The following is a 23151-nucleotide window of genomic DNA, read 5'->3' on the forward strand; positions in this document are numbered from 1 at the left end:
TCCATTTGACGGGCATTGTTGACGGGAACGTGAGCTTTCCGCATCTCAGAACCCGAACAGGTTGGCGTGGGTTATGGCACCTTCGATGAAGGTCTTTCGATCCGAAACCGGCGTCCAACCCAGAATTTCCTTGGGTTTGTCGTTCACGAACGGCGTGAAATGTGCACGGCTTTTCCAGTCAGCCAAAGACGGGCGAATGACGCCCTTCTTGCGCAGGGCGTATTTCTTCAACGCGTATTTCACCGCATCGGACAAATAGAACATGGTCAGGTTGCCCGGTACCACCTTGATCCGCGCGCCCAGCGCTTCGTAGATCGCGTCGAAATAGTCCCGCGCGGACAATTGCACATCGCCAACAAGGTTGAAGCTTTCGCCGACAGCCTTGGGAGTGTCGATCATCCGCACCAGCCCGTCGACCACATCGTCGATCAGCACAAAGGGCAGTGCGTTCTTGCCCGGCCCCCAGATTCGTACTGCGCCGGCCCCGTGCCAACGCCCGATGCCCCAATGTTGCAGCGGGCCACCATGACCCACCACGATACCGGGACGCGCGATCACCAACGGCAAGCCGCGTTCGCGGTGCAGTTTCATCAAACGGCGTTCGCATTCGGCCTTCGACCGCGCATACATGTTGCGGTCTTCCATGTTGTCGGGAAATCCGGTCGCCTCGGTGATCCGACCATTGCGGTCGCTCATGTCATAGCTGGCGATCGTGCCGGTATAGATCAGTCGTTTTACACCCGCCTCTTCCGCAGCCATGGCAATGCGCATCGCGACGCCCACGTCGTTCTGCAACGCATCAGCCCAGGTCTTGTCCATCGACTTGGCCAGGTTAAAGACCACCTTGATCCCCTGCATCGCCGCGACCAGCCCGTCGCGATCATGCAGCGAAACACCCACGGTTTCCACAGAATCGGGCAGATCGGGGAACGGGCCGGTCTTGCCCCGGCTCAGAACACGCACGTCATAGCCATCGGCCACAAGGCGCCGGGTCAGCGCCCGCCCGATGAACCCGGTCCCGCCGATGACCATCGCCGTTGGTTTCGGATCGCGGGTTTTCACCACGGGCGGCGCGGCGGTCAATTGTTCCGACGGGACCAGCGCCAAGGCGTCGTCCAGCGCCTGCATCACCGTTACCGCGGTTTGCCCGGAAAACCGCGCGTCGGCAGCGCCGTTCAGCCCGCCATAAACCGCGGCATCCATGCCCCGGAAACTCAGCGCATAGGGTTGTTTCGTGTTCAGCGAGGTGAACTGCACCCAGGCATTGCCGATGCCTTCGCGCATGTGCTGCCAGCCAAGGGCCATCTGCCGTTTCAGCGGGTTCACCACCAGGTCCGAGGTATTCTCGGTGTCGACGATCAATGTATCGGCGGCATAGTCGAACCGCGCCCGTGCGCTGGACCCGCGCAGCGTCACCGATCGGTCATCGGTGGTTTCCACCAGCGAAATGGTAAAGGTGATATCGACCCCTCCGGCAGACGCAAGGATGCGCCAACCCTGAAACCGGGTGTCGTCGCCCGGCAGGTTGATGGGCTTCGACAGCTCCACTTTGTGAATCTCGGGCGGACCAAACAGATCCACGGCAAACCCCATCAGGTGCGGACCAAGTTCCAGCAGCAGGTTCTTGGGCTCGCGCAGCAACCACAGGCCAAACGGCCCCGAGCGCAGCGGTGCCAACGGGAAACACCAGTTGATCTCGGCCCCTGACACGCGGCCAAAGTCACCGCGCGCCATCGCCTCTTTCATCCGCACATAGGACGGCATCCCAAGGAAATTATGCCCGGCTTGGAACCGTTTGCCCGACGCCTCTGCGGCCGCCTGGATCGCGCGGGTGTCCTCGGCACTTTCGGCCACGGGTTTTTCCACCAGCACATGCAGCCCGCCTTCAAGGCACTGGATCGCAAGCGACTTATGCAGATGCGGCGGCGTAAGGATGTGCACCGCATCACACGCGCCTGAGGCAATCAAGTCCTCGACCGAGGTGAACGCCTTGGCCCCGATCCCATCAGCCAGCCCCTTGGCCGCCCCTTCGGACACGTCACAGACCGCCGTCACCGAAACGCCCGGTGTGGCGCGCAGCGCATCCGCGTGCCAGGCGGCGATATAGCCCGCCCCGATCAGACCGATCCGGGTCTCAGATTGCGACATGGAGGTACCTCATTTGTATTCGATGATGCGCATCTGCGCGTTGCGGAAGCGCCGCCAGTAGAACCGCAGCATTCCGATCAGGTTCGGGAATTTCGACAGGGTCAGCAAAAGCGCATGGCTGCGCGCCTCGGATTTGGGCAGACCAGAGCGATTCAGGCCGCGCGCCGTGCGCATCCATGAAAAGACATAGACCGCGACAAACGGCAAGATCGCCCAGGGCCCAAGCCAAAACATCAGAAACATCGCAAGCGCCGGCAGACCAGCGGCCCAGGCCCAGGCCCGCCGGCGTTCACGCTGAAAATAGTCGGGGTGCAGCGCGCCGACCTGCGCAAAACCGTGGCCCGTGCGCACCGCCCGTTGCCACCACTGGCCAAAACCGAACATGGCGGCGTCGTGGCGTGTCATTTCCACCGGAATGCGTTCCAGTTGCCAGCCAGCCTTGCGCAGGCGGGTGCAGAATTCGTCGTCTTCAGCGGCGATCACCGTCGGGTCGAAACCACCAACCTGCCGAAAGGCTTCGGCCCGCACCATCATATCGCCGCCGCAAGCGTCGATTATCCCGGCCGGACGTCGCCATTCCCAATCGCACAGTTGATTATAGACGCTGGCATCGCGGTGGATTTCCGACCGCCAGCCAGTGACCATGCCCAATTCGTCATTTGTTTCCAGGTGTGCGCGGGCCTGATCGAGGTAGCCGGGGACAATTGTACAATCTCCGTCCACGAATTGTACGAATTCCGGCGCGGGGCCGTTGGCCTCCAATGCCGCAAACCCGGCATTGCGGGCACGGGCGGCAGTGAAGGGTACGGACATGTCCAGGTTCACGACTTCTGCGCCCGCGCGCAGAGCTTCGGACACCGACGCATCGGTTGATCCACTGTCGACGTAGACGATGCGACGCGCCTGCCCCTGCGCAGAGGCCAGGCCCGCAACCAGGCGTGCGCCTTCGTTGCGCCCGATCAGAACAAGATCAACCGCCGCCATCAATCCCCCTCCGGTCGTTTGCCAGGGACTGCGCAAAGGCCCGCGTAGGCCATGAACAGATGCGACAGCCATGCCGCCTCTGACTGGATGTTGAAGGCGTCCATCACCCGTTCACGGCCCGCGGCCCCCATGGATTTCCGCAAGTCGGGATCGGCCAGAGCAGTCTCTATTGAGGCAGAAAGTGCCCCTGCATCCCCCGGCGGGACCAACAGGCCCGATGCGCCGTGATCGACCAGTTCAGGCACCCCGGCGATGCGGGTGGTGATGACGGGCACCTGTGCCGCCATCGCCTCCATCAAGACGACGGGAACACCTTCGGCAAAGCTGGGCAGAACGAAGACATCGGACGTGCCAAGCGCATCGGCCACCTCGGCTTGCGATTTGTAACCGACGAAGCGAACCATATCTGAAAGCCCAAGTTCGCGCGACTTCGTCTCTAACACTGGCCTTTCGGGACCATCACCGATCAGGGTCAGGCGGATGTCGGGGTGCCCCGTCTTCAGCCGTGTGAGCGCGTCAAGCAGAACCGGAACGCCTTTTACCCCGGCCAGACGCCCGACGAACAACAGCTCTTTGCCATCGTGCGCCGGGGGTATCGCGTATCGCGCCGGATCTATCCCGCAATGCACGATATGGAACCTGTCCCAGTCTGCCGGATCGGCAAAGCACATCAGCTGCGACCGGCAGAAATCGCTGATACACGCAACAAAGGTCGCGCGCCGCGCTTTTTCGTCGATCCGCCAGTGGTGCGGTTCGAAAAAGATATCCGGCCCGTGAATCGTGAAGCTGTAGGGAATGCCCGACAGCGCATTGGCCAGCATCGCGACGGTACAGGATGCCTTGGCGATGTGGTTGTGCAGGTGGTCGATGCCCTGATCGCGCAGATGCGCCGCCAGCACCCCCGCCTCAAGGAAGTAAATCAGGTTATAGACCCGTCCACGCACACCCTTTGGCGCGGTATCCCAGGCCAATTTCAGCGCCTTCAGGTACCGCCCCGGCCGCGCCATCCAGCGCAGATGCGACGCGATCAGGCGCAGCGGGTTCCTGGCCGCGTTCAGCACCATGAAGGTGCGCGCGTGTTCGTCGCGCTGTTCGGGGCCGACAAGGTGTTCCGGACCGGTGCGGCGGATCGAACATGTCAGCACGTCATGACCACAAGCGCGCAGGGCCGCGACCTCTCGTTGAATGAACGTGTCGGACGCGCGGGGATATTCACCGGTCAGATAGGCAAGCTTTGGCAGATCAGAGTGGGTCACTTGCGCCCCCTTTGCAACGAGCGCGCCAGCAATTGCTGAAACGGCGCGGTGGCGGGCACGTGCAGCGTGCGCGCGACATGTCGGGGATAGCGCAGCGGCATCATCCGCGCCTTGAGGATGCGGGGCGTCAGAAGCCCCGGCAGCCATTTCCGGAAAGGCGTCAGCACATAGCCCGCGATCAGCAAGATCCACCACGGAAACGGGATCACCAGGCGCGGCCAGCCTGACTTGCGCAGGGCACGGATGAAATCGCGGCGATCGGGCAGGTTGCTGTCGAGAACATTCAAGTCGCCTTCCCAGTCGGAATCTGCAGCCGCGACCAGCGCGGTTGCGCAGGTGGAAATATGGCACAATGGCAATTCACCGCCGGCCGCAAACCGAAACAGCACCGGCCCAAACCCGGCCCCGACATGTGCGTTCCAGACCTGACCCGGACCATAGACAGCGCCCGGCCGCAACACCGCAAGCGACAGGCCGCGACGGTCCGCAGCGTCGTAGCACAGGTCCTCTTGCAGCAGCTTGGCCCGTGTATAGGGATCGCGCGCGCGGCGCGGATTTTCCAGCGGGGTGTCTTCGGTCACGTCCTGACCCGGCCACAGCCGCGACGTGTCATAGACCGCCATCGAACTGACCAGCACCAGCCGTTTGACACCGGCGTGCCCCATAGAGCTGAGGACGGTTTCGGTGCCGCGCAGGGAATCGCGTTCCTGCGCCTCGGGGTCGTCCCCGACATGGGCGGCCGCGTGAATCACCGCGTCGACCTGCATTGCGCTGGTCAGGATGTCGACCGCTGTCGATGCAGCAAGGTCAAGCTTCAGGACTTCGACCTCTCGCGGGAAGTTCGGCACGCGCGATCGCACAACCGCAATCACCTCGTAGCCTTCGGCAACAGCCTTCTGCACCACTTGGCGCCCGATAAAGCCCGAGGCGCCCGTGACCATGATCCGCCTTACACCGCCCATGGCATCGGCTCCATCGGGGGACAACCGGTGGTCATGGACTGCGCGCCGGTGGTTTCCCCCGCATTCTGGATCGCAAGGGTGACTTCGGTCATGTGCAGGGCAAAATCGGCGCTCATCCGGGTTGGACGGTTTTGTCGGATCGCATCAAGCATTTCCGCCGGACCAAGAAGAAAGTTCATGGCGGCAGCACCCCAGCGTTTCACCTTGGGATGCGTGGGCTTCGACAGGCGAATCCGTTTTTTCAGCGGGCTTTCCATCAGACGCCGCCGGATCGTCATGCGCCTGGCAAATGTGACCTTGGCAGCATTGTCCCACGCCGCGTTGCAGCCCAGGACCCCCTTGTCACCGACGATCCGGATCGAATGGTCGTGCGGGGCGACGATCGAACAGGTCAACCGCACCATCGGGCCGTTTTCGAAAAACAGGGTCGCCACCGATACATCTGGTGCCATGGGCCCGTGCCCCACTTTGTCCGGGATGACCTCGGCACTGGCCGCGACAACGGTGCGCACCGATCCAAACCAGGAAATCAGCCAGCCAAGGTAATAGCCCGCGTGCTCGAGCGTACAGCCCACGTTGAATTCATCGACGAAGGGCCAGGGCGCGCCGCTTTCGGTCAGCCATTTTCGATAATCCGCCTGGGGCACAAAACCGTCATCCAGCTCGGCATAAATCACGCGGGGGGTGCCCGCGATGCCCTTGCGCAATGCAGTCCCGATGGTCTGCGCCGCCTCGCCCAGAACCGAACAGGGCGCAGACGCGAGCATCACCCCCTTGTCCTGTGCCAGCGCGTGCAGCGCGCGCGCATGCTCCATCGTCATCGCCAGCGGTTTTTCGGAATACACATGACGCCCGGCCACCAGGCAGGCGTGATTGATATCGTAATGCGCAGCCGGATTGGTCAGGTTCAGCACGACACCGTCGGCGGGCGTTGCTGCCAGCAGCTCGTCCAAAGATCCCGCGGCGGGCAGATTCCAGTGATCGCAAAAGGTTTTCAGCCGCGCGGCGTCGTGGTCCCAGGCCGCCCCTACGCGCAGATCGGGAAAGGTTTCCAGCGACCGCATATAGAGGTCGGCAACAAACCCGCATCCGATCAGGGTAATCACGCCCATGGCAGACCCCTTGCAACGCTAAACGCTGCGCATCGGCCGGCACGGATGCCAGCTTTTTGGAAACTTGCCATTTCGCCTCTACTCGTGATTCTACACACCCTCGATGTGGTATTTTCAACAGGAAATCTTGACGACAATTCGGCGAATGTTCGCAAATTCCGTCGCCTTTTGCGAGAAACCCGGAATTGTCCCGCGGTTTGCCTCAATATAGCCCACAACACAGCGCACCTCTCGGGTAAAAAGGGGACCGCTAGCGGTGCCCGTGTTGTGTTGCAGGGCCAGGGCTCAGGGGTTTGCCATGTTCTTTCAGTTTCGCCAGCTTCGCGTTGCGGTCAATGTGCCCAGTTGGGAGGCGCTACGCCACGAGGTGACGCAGAGGTTTCGGAATGGACAGGGCTTTGCGCTGGCGACGATCAACCTTGATCACCTTGTAAAGCTGCGCGGATCGGAAACCTTTCGCCGCGCCTATGCAGCACAAGATTTTGTGACCGCCGATGGCAACCCGATCGTCTGGATGTCGCGTCTGGCGGGCGACCCGGTTGATCTGATCCCCGGCTCTGACGCGATCCTGCCGGTGGTGCGGATCGCCGCGCAGGAAGGCGTGACAGTGTCTTTGGTCGGCAGTCGGGACGACGCCCTGAAAGCTGCCGCGGCCTATCTGGAGCGTGAAGTGCCGGGGGCGAAGGTCGTTCTGCAAATCGCGCCGCCGATGGGATTCGACCCCGACGGCGCGGCGGCGCAGGATATCCTGCGCCGGATCGGTGACAGCGGTGCCCGGCTTTGCCTTGTGGCACTGGGTGCCCCGAAACAGGAATTGTTCGCCGCCGCCGGACGGCAGACCTGCCCGCAGGTCGGATTCTTGTCGATTGGTGCCGGGCTGGATTTCTTTGCCGGCACTCAGCAACGCGCGCCGGAATGGGTGCGCAGACTGGCGCTGGAATGGCTGTGGCGCGCGCTTTCCAGCCCGATGCGGCTGGGTCCGCGCTATGTCAAGTGCCTGGCGATCCTGCCCGGCCATATGCTGCGGGCATTGGGGCAGCGGCTGACGCGCGCCTGATTTTCAACAAAAATCTGGGTTCTGCAGAAAATCTGCACATCTTGTGCGCCCAGTCTGCGCGCGCAGGCCTGCACCCTGTTTCCAGGATTTTTCAAGGAGACAGCGATGCAACAGACCCTGACCCTGCGCGGCTTGCCCGCGACCCTGGCCCGCGATGGATGGTGGCTGGCGACAGAAACCCACCCGCTTGGCACCGCGCAGCCGCCGCTTTCCCCAGGCAGCGCCCGCAGCGCGACAGGCCCCGGCCCGCGCCGCGCTGGGATGCTACTGGCGCTGGTGCTGCTCGCCGATCTGCTGTTCTGGCGTCACGCCCCCGGGCTGTCGCTGGCGGTCTTTGCCGCGGCGATCTTTGCCGTGGCATGGATCGTTTCAACCCCACGTCGCAATACCGCCTTGCCCGCGCTGGTGCTGATCGTCAGCGCCCTGCCGGTCCTGGACTATGTGCAGCCGGTTTCGGTTTTTCTGCTGCTGCTGGGTCTTGTGGTGTCTCTGGCGTGGCTGCACTTGCCCCCTGGTCAGGGTGCCACGCCCCTTCTGTCCGCCGCCGGACGGCTGGCCCGGTCGCTGCCCCTGCGCGGCATGCAGGACCTTGTCGGCGCACTTCGTCAGGTCAACAGCTTTCGCGCGCCCCTGGCCACCGGCGACGGCTGGCCGCTGATACGCAACCTGATGCGCAACTGGGCCTTTCCCATCGGCGGCGCGCTGATCCTGATGTCATTGCTGGTCGTGGCGAACCCTGTGATCGACAGGTCGATCTATAACCTGCTCAACTGGCAGATCGACGCGGCAGGATTGTTGCGCCGCGCGCTGTTCTGGATCGGTCTTGCGCTGATCTTGTGGCCGGTGTTGCAACCCCTGCCTGCCGCGCCCAAGAAAGTCTCTAAAACGGGCAGAACTTGGCATTTTGGCCTGAACGCCGGGTCGGTTCTGCGCTCTCTTTGGGTGTTCAATGCGATGCTTGCGGTGCAGACGATGATGGATGCGTCGATCTTGCTGGGCGGCGCCAATCTGCCCGAGGGGGTCAGCTATGCCACCTATGCCCATCGCGGCGCGTACCCGCTGCTGATTACGGCGCTGCTGGCCGGTGGATTCGCGCTGGCCGCGCGTCCGTTCCTGCGGGAACATCGGGCGCTGAAACCGCTTCTGGTGCTGTGGCTGGTGCAGAACGTGGCGCTGTGTGCCTCGGCCGCGCTGCGGTTGGAAATCTATATCGACGCCTATGGCCTGACCTTCCTGCGCATCCGTGCCTTGATCTGGATCGCGCTTGTTGCCGCCGGGCTGCTGCTGACCGCGTGGCAAATCCTGCGGGCGCGTTCCAACGGCTGGCTTTTGGCGCGTGCGGCAATGCTGGGCATCGGTACGCTTTATTTCGCGTCTTTTGTCAACTTCAGCGCGATCATCGCCGACAACATCCTGAGCCGGATGGAAAAGGGGCTGCGGTCGGATTTCAGCTATCTTTGCGATCTGGACGACACCGCCGCGGGCGTGATCATCGACCACGATGTCAAAAACTGGGACGGCCGCCGCCTGTACTGCCCCATCGCCGCGCCGCAGATCAAGGATTGGCGGGATTGGGGCTTTCGGAAAGCGCGGCTGGCCCGCTATGTTTTCACCACGGAAGAAACGGGGGCACCGCAATGAAGATCCTGGTCGTGGACGACGACCCGCGCCTGCGCGAACTGGTGGGGCTGGCGCTGGAGCGTGCCGGATTCACCGTGATCGGTGCCGCCGACGGCCAGATCGCCCTGACCCACGCCGCCCGTGAAAATCCGGACCTGATCGTCCTGGACATCGGCCTGCCGGAACTGGACGGGTTCGAAATCTGCCGTCGCATCCGCGCCACGTCACAGGTGCCCATCCTGTTCCTGACGGCGCGTGACGATGAAATCGACCGTGTGGTCGGGCTGGAGCTTGGGGCCGACGACTATGTCACCAAGCCATTCAGCCCGCGCGAGTTGGTCGCCCGGGTGCGGGCGATCCTGAAACGTACCAACGCCCCGCAGGCGCAGACGGTGTCGCGGCACGGGCGTCTGTCGCTGGACCGCGCGGCACACCGTTGCCATGTGGATCACGCCACCGTCCCCCTGACCGCGACAGAGTTTTCCCTGCTCGACGACTTGGCGAAACATGCCGGCCAGGTGCGCAGCCGGGCGCAACTGATCACCGCGATCTGGGGGGCGCACAGCCCGGTGTCGGATCGCACGCTGGACAGCCACCTGCGCAACCTGCGCCGCAAGCTGACCGACGCGGGCTGCCCCGAGGCAGTGGAAACACTGCATGGTGTCGGCATTCGGCTGGGGCCTTGCGCGTGACCCGCCGCTGGCGGCCTTCGCTGGGGTTCGTACTGGGGGGTGCCCTGACCGGGACGCTGGCGCTGTCTTTCGCGGGACTGGTGGTGTTGCGCTATCTTGGGCCGGAAATCGGGTTCAAGAACGCCGCGATCCTGCTGGCGCTGATCATCACCAGCGTGACCGGGGGCCTGGGCTGGCTGATGGTGCGACTTCTGGTGCGCCCGATCCGCGCGTTGGAACGGTTCGCTGCCGACACGCGCGCGGGCGCCGGCCCGGTCGATCCGCCCGCCCATTTCGGAACGCAAGAAACCCGGCAAACGGCGGTCAGCGTGATCGACATGGCCCGCACCCTTCAGGACCGCGAAGCGACGATCCGCAGCTTTACCGACCATGTCACGCACGAGTTGCGCACCCCGGTCAGCGCGATCCGGGCAGCGGTGGAACTGCTGGAAGACAGCCCCGACCTGACCGACACCGACCGCCGTCTGCTGGCCAAGGTGGCCGGGGCAAACCAGCAGATCGACCAACAACTCGAAGCGTTGCGCCGTGCCGCCCGCGCCCGCGAAAGCCGGTACATCGGGGACAGCCGGCCGGCCGATCTACTTGACGAGATGCGCGCCGCCCATCCGGGCCTGAAAATCGCGATTCAGGGCGAAACAGAGCCTGTTTCGATGGCCGCGGAAGGCGTCAGCCTGATCCTGTCCCACCTGTTGGGCAACGCGGTGGCGCACGGGGCGACCAGCGTTCTGATCGACGTTGGTGACAACGCCCTTTCGGTCACCGACGATGGGCCCGGCATCTCTGAAGGCAACCGGGACCGCATCTTTGACCCGTTTTTCACCACGCGGCGCGACAGCGGTGGCACCGGAATGGGTTTGACGATCGTGCGCAACATCCTGACCAGCCATGGCGGCGAGATTACCCTGAGGCCCAGCACGGCGGGCACAAGTTTCGAGCTGCGCTTCGCCCGAAGAGGGACGGCTTAACCGATCACCCGCGGCTTGCGTCGTTTTCCGGTCAGCAGCGCCTTGATTTTTCCCTTCAACCCGATCGGCGGCAGCACCTCGGTGTTTTGCTCGAACGTTGTGCCGTTCAGCGCGGGATCGGCCCAAAGTGCCAGTGCGACACCCCATTCCGCCGACACCTCGGGCGGCAGACCGTCGGGAATGCCCATCCGGGTCTTCAACATCCCCGGCATCCAGTCGCCGATCACGATATCGGGGAATCTGTCTCCCAGATCGGCCACCAGGGCACGGGTCAGGATCCGCGCGGCGCCCTTGGACACGGAATAGGCCGAAGACGTGGGCAGCGGGTTCAGGTCGGCAAAGGTTGCCACGTTCAGCACCCGGCCCCGACCCCGTTCGGCCATGTGCCGCAGCACCGCGTGAGAACAGTTCACCATGCCACCCAGGTTGGTGTTCACCACCGCCATGAAATCGCTGGCCGAGGCTTCTAGGAAGTCCACCTTGGGATAGGTCGCGGCGTTGTTGATCAGCAGGGCGATAGGGCCATGGTCGGCCTCGATCCGGTCGATTTCTTCTGCAACAGAGACTGAATCAGCGACGTCCTGCGCCACCGGATAGAACGCGCCGCCATGGCACTGGGCGTGGGTTTCCCGCAGCGCGCCCGGCGTGCGGCCAAAGCCGAAAACCGTGAAGCCCCGCGCCGTCAGCGCCACCGCCATGGCGCGCCCAAGGCCCGATCCTGCACCTGTAAGGACAACGCAACCGTCGCTTACAGTCAAAGTGGTCATGGCGCTGGCTCCCTGGTCATGGCATCGGCAACACGCAAGGCGTTTGCGGCAATGGTCAAGCTGGGGTTCACCCCCATGGATGTGGGCATGAACGACGAATCCACCACCCAGAGGTTGACGATATCATGTGCACGGCAATTGGCGTTCAGCACCGATTTCGCCGGATCAGAGCCGAACTTCAGCGTTCCGCAGGGATGACCGAAGTTCAGCTCCGGCTGCATCCCCAGGAAGGCGTGCCGCTGCCCACGAAAAGCCCGCTTCATCGCGCGGCGGAACGCCTTGCGACGGCTGAGAAGTTCCGGATGAAATGAATATTCCAGCTTGATCGCCGTTGGGTGTGACGGATCAAGAACCACCCGGTTTTCGCGGTAGGGCAAATCTTCCATCAAGCCGACAAAAATCTTGGCCTTGCCGAAGAGTCTCACCGCGATTGCCGCGGGAATCCGCGTCATTTGTCGGAGGAAACCGAACCGGCGCAGAGCCGACCGTTCCAGCATGTTGTTCAGGTAAAACACGATCTCGCCATAAGACACGTCGATCCCCATCGCCTGAACCGTGCCCATGCGCTGACCGTCGACATAGTACAGATCGCGCAGCGCCACGGACTTCGACGGGCCGCTGGCCGGTGTGCCCTTGGGTGGGAAAATCGCCACCATCTCGTTCAGGTGAAACATCAGGTTCCGCCCGACCAGCCCGTTGGAATTGGCGCAGCCATCGGGCCAGGCATCGTTGGCCGACGCCAGCAGCAGACGCGGAGAGTTGAGCGCACCCCCTGCAAGAACATAGCGGTCCGCGCGCAAGACATGGGTTGCACCGCCATGGCGGACCTCGACCCCGTCGATCCGGTTCCCCGTTCCAACAAACCGCGCCACCTCTGCCCTGTCCAGCAGGGCGGCATTTCCGGTGGCCAGTGCCGGTTCAACGCCCGCACTGCGGCCGTCCATCTTGCAGGGTTTTGGGCATTTCACGCCCAGGCAGTCCAGGCAGCCGTCGACATGACGGATCGCCGAATGGAGGTGATACGGGTGAAGGCCCTTGTCACGAAAAGCCTGCATCAGCGCTGCATCCCCCGGGCTTTCGGGCAGGGGATCGCGCAACGGCACGGGGGCCTCGTCCGACAGCGGATCCTGCGTGCCGCACAGGTCATAGCTGCGGGTCGCCGCATCGAACCACGGGCGCATCGTGTCATAGTCTATCGGCCATCCGCCTGTGGGGTGCGGGCGGTCGGCGCTGTGTTCGAGATCATGCCGTTCCGGCCGCTCCAGCGTACCGGCATAAAACACGGAAGACCCGCCAACCCCTGCCCCCAATGGTGCAAAAAACGCGCTATCACGCCCGTTTAGCCGCAGGTGCACCTGTTCAGGCCAAAGCCCGCGGGTCAGCCGTGCCTCTGGCAGGAACACGCCATCATCCAGACCTTGCCGTTCACTGCGATAGCCCGCTGGCCCTTTTTCGAGGAACAGCACCTTTTTCCCCGCTTCAGCCAAGGCGCGCCCAGCGGTGCCGCCGCCGATACCGGTGCCGATCACAATGGCATCCCAGTGCGTTTCAGCCAGCAGATGGGTCACTGACCCGCCTCTGCCGTGGCCCGCGCAAAGATCGGGGCAAATGCGCCTCGCAGCGCCAGCGCGGCAGAGTTCGTCATGTGGTTGTTGTCGAAATACAGACCCAGATCCCCGATCAGCGCGTGGCACTCTCCGCGCGAACACAGTTGCGGCCAGAAATCGACCCAACGGATCCAGCCTTCAGACTTCAGCTTGGAAAACGGGGCTTCGGCAACCGATGCACGCAACAGCGCATCGGAAGTGGCAACCGTGTCCCGCGTCACCGGTTTTGCCGCAAGGGGCCAGCCGGCATGCGCCGCCTCTTTGGCTGCAAGACGGGAGTCATAGAACGGAACTTCGGGCGGTTGGCGGATGATCCAAACGTTTTCGAACCGCTGGTACAGCTCTTTCACTGTTGCCTCGATCGCTTCTGCCACGACCTCTTCCTGCGGCTTGTTCAGCGCCAGCGCGCCTTCTTTCGGCAGAACCTGGATGGTGTTTTCAGCATCCAGCCCAACGCCCTTGCCGTGGGTGTAATACGTCCAGCGGCCAATCAGAACGATGTCGCGCAGCGACGGGATGCGGTTGAACGCCTGTTTGATCTGCAAATTGGCGTTGGAACAGGCCAGATCCTGCGCCGGAGTGGCAAAGCTTTCGACCTTGCGCACATCGAACAGCGGCGGACAACCGGCGCGCCAGATGATCATCGCGGGCACACCGGCCTCATGTGCGGCGGCATCCAGACCTTCCTTGAAGGCGCGCACGTGACTGTCGCCCCAGACAAGGATTTCCGGGTCGCCCTGCGGGCCAATCGGGCAGATTTCCAGCCCCATCAACGGACCCTTGGCCGGCACTTGGCAGCGGCTCCAATCCTGAAGGAAATCCGCGCTGGCGTGAATATGGGGCAGGACCGTTGGACCGAACCGGTTTTCCAGCCCATTGTTCTTGTACAGGTATCCGCCGATCCCCAGCAGAACCGCAGAGGCAGCGACCGCCCCCACCAGAACTGCCGATCCCGGCAGATTGCGCGCGCGACGCACTGGCAGTTCGACATAGCGCCACGACAGATACGCCAGCGCAACCGACAGCGCCGCCCAGACCAGACCTTCGAAAATGTTGGCATAGCCGCCACGAAGATAGGTCGAGAGGGTGAAAACCGGCCAGTGCCAAAGGTACAGTGAATAGGAAATCAGCCCGACAAACACCGGCGCCGTCGACGACAGCACCTGGTTCACCATGTTTTCGCCGCGGCCATTGGCGAGGATCAGCAGCGTCCCGATCACCGGTGCAATCGCGAAATAGCCCGGAAACCGGTCATCCGGCTGGATCATGAAGATCGACAGCACAAGGATGGCAAGCCCCAGAAACGACAGCGGGGCGAAGCCTTTCCAGACCAGCCCGAAGCGCTGCCCGGCAATCGCCAACAACACCCCCGAAAGCAACTCCCAGGCCCGGAACGGAAACAGGAAGAACGCGGCCGGCTGGTCCTTGGGGGTGATGAACAAGTTCGCCGCCAGAGACCCGAACAGGATCACCAACAACAGCGTCACGATCGCCCAGCGGAACCGGGCCAGCACCAGGATAAAGATCGGCAGAAAGATGTAGAACTGTTCCTCGACCGCCAGAGACCAGGTATGCAGCAGAACCTTTTCCTCGGCCCCGGTGTCGAAATACCCTGCCCCGCGATAGAACAGCACGTTCGACAGGTAGACGGTCGACGCGATCAGCGTCTTGCCGAATTCGCGGAATTCGAAGGGCAGCAACAACAGCCACGCCACACCGCTGACCACCAGCGCCATCACGAAGAACGCAGGCGCAAGGCGACGGAACCGGCGAACATAGAAATGCAGCATCCAGATAGAACCGGTTTCAAGGTATTCGCGCCACAGGATACCGCCGATCAGAAAGCCGGAAATGACAAAGAAGATGTCGACGCCGACGAAACCGCCGCCAAAGCCCGGAATGCCAAAATGATACAGCACCACCGAAAGAACGGCGATGGCGCGCAACCCGTCGATTTCGCTGCGGTATTGCGCAGCGGGGGCGGGCTTGGTGGTTTTTTGGCCGGTGCCTGAATTGCTCACCGGGGTCCTCCTGATGCAAAGATCGCCACGTTGCCGTGACGCCGTCTGTTGCGCGGTCCCCAGTTTCCGCGCGGGGATATAAGCCAAGGCTGCACTCTGGCGTCAACCATGCAAATTCTGTCTGACGACCTGTTAGGTTTCGGTTCTGCCTCGATGGTGACAGTGCCGGTCAATATCGGTCTTTTTAAGGAAACTTTCGGCCTTTCTTTCCCCAACCATGTTCCTCTGGCCTGTCCCGGCGAATTTGGGCAAGATCGCGCCGGGCAAGTGCAGCAAGGCGTGGCATGGTTTATCACGAACAGAACGTATCGGCGGAACACCCGGACTGGAGCCGGGAGGCGATCACGCGGTTCTGGGATCCCGCTGCCAAGCTGATGCGGTCGATTCGCCGGTACCAGGCGTGCAAGGCCCGTGGCGGGCTGCTATCGCGGATCATGGCGCGATACTGGGTACTGAACCACCTGTTCTGGTCGACCGTCACGCAAAGCGAGATCCACCTGAACACGCGGATCGCGGGCGGACTGCGGCTGACCCATCCGACCGGAATCATCATCCACCCCGACAGCGTGATTGGCCCGAATTGCATGATCTTTCACCAGGTGACACTGGCCGGGCCCGTGGTCCTGGGCGGCCACGTCGATATCGGCGCCGGGGCCAAACTGATCGGGCCGCTTTCGGTTGGCGACAACGCCGTGATCGGCGCCAACGCGGTGGTGACAAAGGATGTACCCGCCGGTGCGACCGTTGCGGGCATCCCGGCACGGATCATCGCGCAAGCCTGAGGCAAGGGATCAACCCGCCATCGGTTCAGGTTTCTTCCCGTCCCGCAACACCCAGTCATAGACCTGCAAGACCTGTTCCGCCTTGCGATCCCAGGTGAAATGGCTTTGTACCCTGTCGCGCCCGGCCCGGGACATGGCGGTAAGGCGGCTGCGGTCGGCGCACAGCCGGCCCAACTGGTCGGCAAAGGCGCGGATGATGTCGGCGCGTGACCCGCAGGGCACCTTCAGGCCCCAGGCATCCTGCACCAGTTCCCCCGGCCCGGCATAGTCAACGATCAGCGGCGGCACGCCCAGCGCCATCGCCTCCAGCACCACGCCACCACCGAATTCGCGGATCGAAGGAAAGGCGAACAGATGACACTCTGCCATCACATTTTGCACCGTATCATGCGCCATCCAGCCATGGAACGTGATGGCATTGGTCACGCCCTCTGCCGTGGCCTGCGCCTTGAGGGGGGCCATCATCGGACCGTCCCCGATGATATCCAGCACCATCCTGCCGTCGCGCAACATCGGGGCTGCAGCGGCTATCAGCATATCGGCCCCCTTGTAGGGCACCAACCGCCCGACGAAACAGGCGCGCAACGGGCCGTCCTTGGGGGGCGTTGCCACGCGGTTGAACCGCGCCGGGTCAATCGCATTTTCGGGAAGATAGATCGTCTTGTCGCGGTACCTTTCCGGCACCTCGCCTTCGGTATGGCGTGATCCGACGAGGATCGTGTCGGCATGTTTCAGCGTCGCGCCCCGTCCTGGCAATGCCTTGTAGCCCGCGCGCAGGTAACTGAGCCATTCCTTTTCCTGCCGCCGTTCGGCGTCGAACCCGTCGGGCCAGGGCACCCCGCCGTTCAGCGGCCCCAACACAAACGGCACGCCCGCCTTGCGGCAACGTCCGGCGAGAGATGACGAAATCGTTGGGCTCAGCGGGGTAATCCTGTGCACGATGTCAAAGGCGCCGCCACGGATCGCCGCACCGAACTGACGCCAGACCAGCCGCTCGAAATAGGGGTAGATCAGCGCGTTGAACGCCTGCAATGTGGTCCAGCCCTTGCCGCCGCCACCGCGCATCCTTTCGGCAATCGCCCAGATCGGGCGGGCCAGCGCCTCTGAGTCGATGGCGGTGAAATCGCGGCCCTCGACCAGCCCAGCGCGCAGAATGGCCTCACGGTTGCGCACCTGCGTGACCAGATGCAGATCGGCCCTGCCGCGCAGCGCATGCGCCAATGACCAGCCGACCAGTGGCACGCTGACCCATTCGGGGTTCGCGGCTTCGGCAATCGCCAACACTTTTGGCCGATCGTTACGCATTGTCACCTCAGATCACCGGTTTCCATTCCGGCTGAACCCGTGGCCCTTCGGTCAGGCGGGCCTTTTTCAACGCCTCGGCGTATCCGGTCAGGGCACCCGCCACCAACCAGGTCAACGGCGTCAGCGTCGCATTTGGAATCATGTCGAACACGTTGACAGCCAGGATCAGAGACAACGGCGCGATGAATTTCGACACTTCGCTTCGTCGAAAGGCAAGCGCTTCTCTCAGCAACAACAACAGGGGCAGGATCAGCAGTCCGAATTCCGCGATGAAGCCGATCCATCCATAGACCCCGATGGTGATGATCCAGCGCCCGTCGGTGACCGTCAGCAGAATCCCCGTCACCGGGTCAAGGATGTGGTTGCGTCCCCAGCTGCCCCAGCCGAACCACGGTTTCTGGTACGCTCGGTCCAACAGGATGTTTTCGTTGGTAAACCGGAAATCCAGCGACGCAGCGCGGTCGGGGTCGATTTCCGCGGCTTTGGTCAGCAGGTATTTTTCCGGCACCAGTTCCGTGCCCTTCAGGATCGGATAGCCCAGCGCCAGTACGCCGATCACCACAGCCACCTTGATCTGGGTTTTCGACCCGGTGAAGATCAACACGGGCAAGATGATCGCGGCAAAAATCAGCGCCCCCAAAGATTTTGCCAAAACCAGGACCACCGTCAGATAGACCGCAGCGAAGAAAAGCTTTTTCCGATTGCCGCCAATGTCGAATTTCCATAGCGCCCACGCCCCCACCACGGCGGTCAGCGCGAAGAATGCCACCCACAGCCCGTGGTACAGGAACACCACAGGGCGATAGCCGCCGAAGCGGATCGATTGCCCAAAGAAGTGCTGGTAATAGCCATAGACCCACAGGTTAAGCTGAGGCGACAGCCGCATTTCGATCAGCATCAGCACGGAATAGACCAGCCCGCCCACCATAAGCGCCATCAGCAAGGACCGTTGCGACCCACCTGTGGCAAGGTGCTGGCGCGCCAGAAGGAACGGGATCAGGATCAGGAATTGCGTCATCGTCAGCGCGATTGCGTCTTTCCAGCCCAGCCCCGGCAACCCGATTTCACCCCAGAACACCGGATCGACATTGGTGACGACCGTCAGCGCGGGCGAGAAGATAAAGATCAGCGACAACAGCCGCGCCGACAACGATTCCGGCAGGAGAGAGCCCTTGATCCCGTACATCCACAGAATGCAGACAAAGGATGTCAGCGCCGGGATGTTGTGCTTGGACAGCGGCGGCAGCAGGGGAAAATCGTAGGTTGCCGGCGGTTCGGGCAGAAAAAGATACCCCGCAACCATCGAGATGATCAGCGCGCGGTCAGGCGGCATCCGGCGGAACAACACCACCGTGACCACCGGCCAAGCTGCCAGCATCAGAAAGGCAAGTGAGTTGGGCATTCCCGTCCTGCTGCGCGTTACACCACCAATATACCAGACCGCAGGCCCGGATCGACGTCCTTGACTACTCAATACCGCAATGTGGGCATTGTCGTGGTCTGAATGGACAAATACCGCGACAACCACGAAATTGTCCCCACGCCGACGGCGATGCACCCGGCGCTGCGGCACTGCGCCACGAAACCGCCGCAAAGCTTTGCGATGTCGCGCAGATACAGCAGGAACGACAAGTAAAGAGTGGACAGGATGACCGGGCAAGCCCCCCTGAAGATTGCCTATCTGTGTGATGAAAGCCCGCTGAACCGGCAGTTCTATTCCGGTGGCAACACCCGCATCTATGACTCGCTGCGCAGGCACGGGGCAGAAGTCACGGTACTGAACACCGGTTGGCACATGGCCGAACCTTTGCGAAGACTTGTGAAACGGCTACCGATGGCGTTGGAAATGCGGGCGCGCTGGCGGCTGCACCTGCTGCTGTCGCGGCTGATTTCGCGCGGAGTGCGGGCAGAACTGGCCAACGGCCGATACGACGTTCTGTTCGGCACCTATGCCTTTCACGCGATGTCGCATGTCACACCACCCTACCCGATGGTCACGGCTTTTACGTCTGACGCGATGCCGACGCCTTACAAGCGGTCGGAAATCGGGGAAAGCTTTGGGTCCTTCTTCAAACCAGCGCGCCTGTTGGACAACTGGATGCTGCGGCAGGAAACCCGCGTGATCAACGGCATCGACCTGGCGCTTTGGCCGTCTGACTGGCTGCGCGACAGCGCCAACCGGTTCTATGGCATGGATCCGAAGAAATCCTTTACGGTGCCATGGGGGGCCAACGTGGCCGACCCGGGCGCAGACACTGCCCCGCCGATACTGACCGAAGGTGGTCCGCTGAAATTCCTGCTGATCGGACGTGACTGGTTTGCAAAGGGTGGACCGATGGTGGCTGAAACAGTCCGCCTGTTGCGGGCCCGCGGGATCGACGCCCGCCTGACCGTGATCGGCTGCCATCCACCACAAGACCATCTGAGCGACGCGATCACCGTTCTTGGCCTGCTCGACAAATCCGTCCCCGACCAACTGGCGCAATTCGATGCCGCGCTGCGCGGGGCGCATTTCATCATGCAGCCCAGCTTTGAATCCTACGGTTTCGCCTTTTGCGAAGCGTCGGCCTATGGCCTGCCGTCGCTGTGCCTGCGCGTGGGGGGTGTGCCGGTCTGGGACGGCGTCAACGGCCACGCCCTGCCAATGGGGTCGGGACCGGTGGAATTCGCCGATCTGGCCGCATCGTACGTTTCTCGGCCAGATGCGTACGAAACGCTTCGCCGGACAAGTCGTCAGGAATATGAGACGCGCCTGAACTGGGATGCCTGGGCAACCCGCACGCTCGAGCTTCTGGCAGAGCGCGTTGCGCAACTGCGCCGATAACTGGACTGATCCCGCGTATTCGACTGGCCCTAACCTGCCCTGCGGCGACCCCGTACTGTGCGCGCAATTTCCGGCCTTGTGCCGATGCCAGTCTTCCACGGAGAACGCCCATGAAAATGACCACCGAAGAAGCCTTTGTTAAGGTCTTGCAGCGCCACGGAATCGAACATGCCTTCGGCATTATCGGTTCAGCCTTCATGCCGATTTCCGATATCTTCCCGAAGGCCGGGATCATGTTCTGGGACTGCGCCCACGAAGGGTCGGGCGGGATGATGGCAGATGGCTATACCCGCGCCACCGGCAAGATGAGCATGATGATCGCCCAGAATGGTCCGGGCATCACCAATTTCGTTACCGCTGTGAAAACAGCCTATTGGAACCACACCCCGCTGCTGCTTGTGACGCCGCAGGCCGCCAACAAGACCATCGGTCAGGGCGGGTTCCAGGAAGTCGAACAGATGGCCGCGTTCAAGGACATGGTCGCCTATCAGGAAGAGGTCCGCGACCCGTCCCGCATCGCCGAAGTGCTGAACCGCGTGATCATCAATGCCCGCCGCGCTTCGGCCCCGGCGCAGATCAACGTGCCGCGGGACGTGTGGACCCAGGTGATCGACATCGAGATCCCCGAGGTGGTCGAGTTCGAACGCCCCTCGGGCGGCGAAACTGCGATTGCAGAAGCCGCCAAGCTGCTGTCCGAAGCCAAGTTCCCCGTCATCCTGAACGGTGCCGGTGTCGTTCTGGGCAACGCGATCAACGACTCGATGCTGCTGGCCGAACGGCTGTCGGCACCGGTCTGCGTCGGCTATCAGCACAACGACGCCTTCCCCGGATCGCACCCGCTGTTCGCCGGGCCGCTTGGGTACAACGGGTCCAAGGCCGGGATGGAGCTGATTTCAAAGGCGGACGTGGTACTGTGCCTTGGCACCCGTCTGAATCCGTTCTCGACCCTGCCGGGCTATGGCATCGACTACTGGCCCAAAGAGGCCAAGATCATCCAGGTCGATATCAACCCCGACCGGATCGGCCTGACCAAGAAGGTCAGCGTCGGCATCGTGGGGGATGCCAAGAAGGTTGCGCAGGGCATCCTGGCGCAGCTTTCGGACAGCGCCGGTGACGCCGGTCGCAAGGACCGCGAAGCGCTGATCATCCAGACCAAATCGGCCTGGGCGCAGCAACTGGCCAGCATGGACCACGAAGACGACGATCCGGGCACCACCTGGAACCAGCGTGCGCGCGACGCCAAACCCGACTGGATGAGCCCGCGCATGGCGTGGCGTGCGATTTCCGACGCGCTGCCGCGCGAGGCGATCATTTCGTCCGACATCGGCAACAACTGTGCCATCGGCAACGCCTATCCGTCGTTCGAACAGGGCCGCAAGTACCTTGCGCCGGGGCTGTTCGGCCCTTGCGGCTATGGCCTGCCCTCGGTTGTCGGCGCCAAGATCGGCTGCCCGGACGTGCCGGTGGTCGGCTTCTCGGGCGACGGTGCCTTTGGCATCGCGGTGACCGAACTGACCGCCATCGGGCGCGAGGAATGGCCGGCGATCACCCAGGTGGTGTTCCGCAACTATCAGTGGGGCGCGGAAAAGCGCAATTCGACCCTTTGGTATGCAGACAACTTCGTCGGGACCGAGTTGAACGAAGGCGTCAGCTATGCCGGGATCGCCAATGCCTGTGGCCTGAAGGGCGTTGTGGCCCGCACCATGGACGAACTGACCGCAGCGCTGCGCCAGGCGATCAAGGACCAGATGGAAAACGGCATCACCACGCTGATCGAAGCGATGATCAACCAGGAACTGGGCGAACCCTTCCGTCGCGACGCGATGAAAGCCCCGGTCGAAGTTGCGGGGATCGACCCCGCCGACATGCGTCCGCAGCAGGTCTGATGCGATGGCACCCGGCATGAAAGACCGCGTTCTGGTCCTGAATGCCGGGTCGTCCTCGATCAAGTTCGCGGTGTTCGACCGCGACCTGACCGAAACGATCTCGGGCCTCGCCGATTGCATCGGCGGCGCCTCTCGGTTGAAGATCGGGGCGTGCGCGCACCCGATGCCGCTGGCCGATCATCGCGCCGCGCTGTCCGCGATCCTGACCGCGCTTGAGCACCACGGTGTCAGCCCCCGAAACCTGAGCGCCGCAGCGCATCGCGTGGTTCATGGCGGGCAGACCCTGACCACACCGATGCGGGTGACGCCCGCCGTTCTGGCAGAGATCCGGCGCTGCATTCCGCTGGCCCCACTGCACAATCCCAACCATCTTGCGGCGATCGAGATTCTGGCAGAGTCAAAGCCTGATCTGCCGCAATTCGTCAGTTTCGATACCGCATTCCACGCCAGCAACCCCGCGGTCGCGATGCGCTATGCCATCCCCAAGGCGCAAGCGGACAAGGGCATCCGGCGATACGGGTTTCACGGGTCGTCCTATGCCTCGCTGGTCGAACGGCTGCCGGAGTTGAGCGGGCACCCCCTGCCCCGGCGGCTGCTGGCGTTTCACCTTGGCAACGGCGCGTCGATCTGTGCGATCCGCGACGGCAAATCGGTGGCGACCACGATGGGTTATTCCCCGTTGGACGGGCTGACCATGGGCACGCGGTCGGGCGGCATAGATGCCAATGCCGTGCTGCGGATGGTCGAGGAAGAGGGGCTGGCCCGCACCAGGACGATCCTGAACACCGAAAGCGGGCTGGCGGGGCTTTCGGGCGGCCTGTCCGACATGCGGGCATTGACGCAGGACCCGGGGCCGGCGGCGGCCTTTGCCATCGACCATTTCTGCTATTGGGCGCAGCGCTACGCGGGAAGTCTGATTGCCGCGATGCAAGGGGTGGATGCCATCGCCTTTACCGGAGGGATCGGGGAAAACGCCGCACAGATCCGGGCGCGGATTTGCGATGGGCTGAGCTGGCTGGGCCTGCGGCTGGATCCGGGTGCAAACAGGGCCGGCGCCACACGCCTGCAAACGGCAGACTCGCAAATCGCCGCCTGGATCGTCCCGGCAGAGGAAGAGCGCAAGATCGCCGCCGACGCGCTGAGCCTGATGGAACCGGCGTGAA

General features: G+C 62.9%; 18 protein-coding genes. 8 read left to right on the plus strand and 10 right to left on the minus strand.

Going from position 1 to position 23151, the window contains the following annotated elements; genetic code table 11:
• Positions 1–45: 45 nt before the first annotated feature.
• Genes VK792_RS08405 through VK792_RS08425 form a run of 5 tightly spaced genes read right to left on the minus strand, consistent with a single transcriptional unit; the run spans position 46 to position 6462 of the window.
• Entirely contained in the window at positions 46–2148 is a 2103-nt protein-coding gene (locus tag VK792_RS08405) for an NAD-dependent epimerase/dehydratase family protein (protein WP_326297019.1), read from the minus strand.
• A 9-nt stretch (positions 2149–2157) separates the two neighbouring features.
• Positions 2158–3132: a glycosyltransferase family 2 protein gene (locus VK792_RS08410; RefSeq protein ID WP_326297020.1), complete on the minus strand. Its 975-nt coding sequence runs from the start codon at positions 3130–3132 to the stop codon at positions 2158–2160.
• The gene (locus VK792_RS08415; protein ID WP_326297021.1) at positions 3132–4388 is read right to left on the minus strand and encodes a glycosyltransferase; all 1257 of its coding nucleotides are present in this window, start codon (positions 4386–4388) and stop codon (positions 3132–3134) included. Before VK792_RS08415 ends, VK792_RS08410 begins: the two co-directional genes overlap by 1 nt.
• Entirely contained in the window at positions 4385–5350 is a 966-nt protein-coding gene (locus VK792_RS08420; RefSeq protein WP_326297022.1) for an NAD-dependent epimerase/dehydratase family protein, read from the minus strand. The genes VK792_RS08415 and VK792_RS08420 overlap by 4 nt, the downstream gene beginning before the upstream one ends.
• Complete coding sequence (locus VK792_RS08425) at positions 5338–6462, minus strand: Gfo/Idh/MocA family protein (protein ID WP_326297023.1); 1125 nt, start codon at positions 6460–6462, stop codon at positions 5338–5340. Before VK792_RS08425 ends, VK792_RS08420 begins: the two co-directional genes overlap by 13 nt.
• Positions 6463–6760: 298 nt before the next feature.
• On the opposite strand from VK792_RS08425, the gene VK792_RS08430 reads away from it, so the two are divergent.
• The 4 genes from VK792_RS08430 to VK792_RS08445 all read left to right on the plus strand — a co-directional run bounded on the left by VK792_RS08430 (position 6761) and on the right by VK792_RS08445 (position 10796).
• Positions 6761–7519: a WecB/TagA/CpsF family glycosyltransferase gene (locus VK792_RS08430; RefSeq protein WP_326297024.1), complete on the plus strand. Its 759-nt coding sequence runs from the start codon at positions 6761–6763 to the stop codon at positions 7517–7519.
• A 105-nt stretch (positions 7520–7624) separates the two neighbouring features.
• The gene (locus VK792_RS08435) at positions 7625–9160 is read left to right on the plus strand and encodes a DUF4153 domain-containing protein (protein ID WP_326297025.1); all 1536 of its coding nucleotides are present in this window, start codon (positions 7625–7627) and stop codon (positions 9158–9160) included.
• Positions 9157–9831, plus strand: a complete 675-nt coding sequence (locus VK792_RS08440) for a response regulator transcription factor (protein WP_326297026.1) — start codon at positions 9157–9159, stop codon at positions 9829–9831. Before VK792_RS08435 ends, VK792_RS08440 begins: the two co-directional genes overlap by 4 nt.
• Positions 9828–10796, plus strand: coding sequence for a sensor histidine kinase (locus VK792_RS08445; RefSeq protein ID WP_326297027.1), 969 nt, complete (start codon positions 9828–9830; stop codon positions 10794–10796). The genes VK792_RS08440 and VK792_RS08445 overlap by 4 nt, the downstream gene beginning before the upstream one ends.
• Here VK792_RS08445 and VK792_RS08450 read toward each other — a convergent pair.
• From VK792_RS08450 to VK792_RS08460, 3 genes are read right to left on the minus strand one after another with little or no spacing between them, the layout of a single operon-like run.
• Positions 10793–11563 carry an SDR family oxidoreductase gene (locus VK792_RS08450; RefSeq protein WP_326297028.1) on the minus strand — a complete coding sequence of 257 codons (771 nt, stop codon included), beginning with the start codon at positions 11561–11563 and terminating at the stop codon, positions 10793–10795. The genes VK792_RS08445 and VK792_RS08450 overlap by 4 nt on opposite strands.
• Positions 11560–13131 carry a GMC family oxidoreductase gene (locus VK792_RS08455; RefSeq protein WP_326297029.1) on the minus strand — a complete coding sequence of 524 codons (1572 nt, stop codon included), beginning with the start codon at positions 13129–13131 and terminating at the stop codon, positions 11560–11562. The genes VK792_RS08450 and VK792_RS08455 overlap by 4 nt, the downstream gene beginning before the upstream one ends.
• Positions 13128–15191: an acyltransferase family protein gene (locus VK792_RS08460; protein WP_326297030.1), complete on the minus strand. Its 2064-nt coding sequence runs from the start codon at positions 15189–15191 to the stop codon at positions 13128–13130. Before VK792_RS08460 ends, VK792_RS08455 begins: the two co-directional genes overlap by 4 nt.
• 284 nt (positions 15192–15475) lie before the next feature.
• Between VK792_RS08460 and VK792_RS08465 the strand changes: the two genes are divergently transcribed.
• Positions 15476–15973, plus strand: coding sequence for a serine O-acetyltransferase (locus VK792_RS08465; protein ID WP_326297031.1), 498 nt, complete (start codon positions 15476–15478; stop codon positions 15971–15973).
• A gap of 9 nt (positions 15974–15982) precedes the next feature.
• Here VK792_RS08465 and VK792_RS08470 read toward each other — a convergent pair whose 3' ends face one another.
• Together VK792_RS08470 and VK792_RS08475 are read right to left on the minus strand one after the other, a co-directional pair.
• Positions 15983–17278, minus strand: a complete 1296-nt coding sequence (locus tag VK792_RS08470; RefSeq protein WP_326297032.1) for a glycosyltransferase family 4 protein — start codon at positions 17276–17278, stop codon at positions 15983–15985.
• A gap of 7 nt (positions 17279–17285) precedes the next feature.
• Positions 17286–18680 carry a hypothetical protein gene (locus VK792_RS08475; RefSeq protein ID WP_326297033.1) on the minus strand — a complete coding sequence of 465 codons (1395 nt, stop codon included), beginning with the start codon at positions 18678–18680 and terminating at the stop codon, positions 17286–17288.
• Positions 18681–18926: 246 nt separating this feature from the next.
• Here VK792_RS08475 and VK792_RS08480 point away from each other — a divergent pair, with 246 nt between their 5' ends.
• From VK792_RS08480 to VK792_RS08490, 3 genes are all read left to right on the plus strand, one after another.
• Positions 18927–20102 (plus strand): glycosyltransferase family 4 protein, encoded by a 1176-nt coding sequence (locus VK792_RS08480; protein ID WP_326297034.1) that lies wholly within the window; start codon positions 18927–18929, stop codon positions 20100–20102.
• Positions 20103–20212: 110 nt separating this feature from the next.
• Complete coding sequence (gene xsc / locus VK792_RS08485; RefSeq protein WP_326297035.1) at positions 20213–21988, plus strand: sulfoacetaldehyde acetyltransferase; 1776 nt, start codon at positions 20213–20215, stop codon at positions 21986–21988.
• A 16-nt stretch (positions 21989–22004) separates the two neighbouring features.
• A complete protein-coding gene (locus VK792_RS08490; protein WP_326297036.1) occupies positions 22005–23150 on the plus strand; it encodes an acetate/propionate family kinase in 1146 nt (381 codons plus the stop codon).
• Position 23151 lies beyond the last annotated feature (1 nt).

The organism is Mesobacterium hydrothermale, from assembly GCF_035818635.1.
In the GTDB taxonomy this organism is placed as follows: domain Bacteria; phylum Pseudomonadota; class Alphaproteobacteria; order Rhodobacterales; family Rhodobacteraceae; genus Mesobacterium_A; species Mesobacterium_A hydrothermale.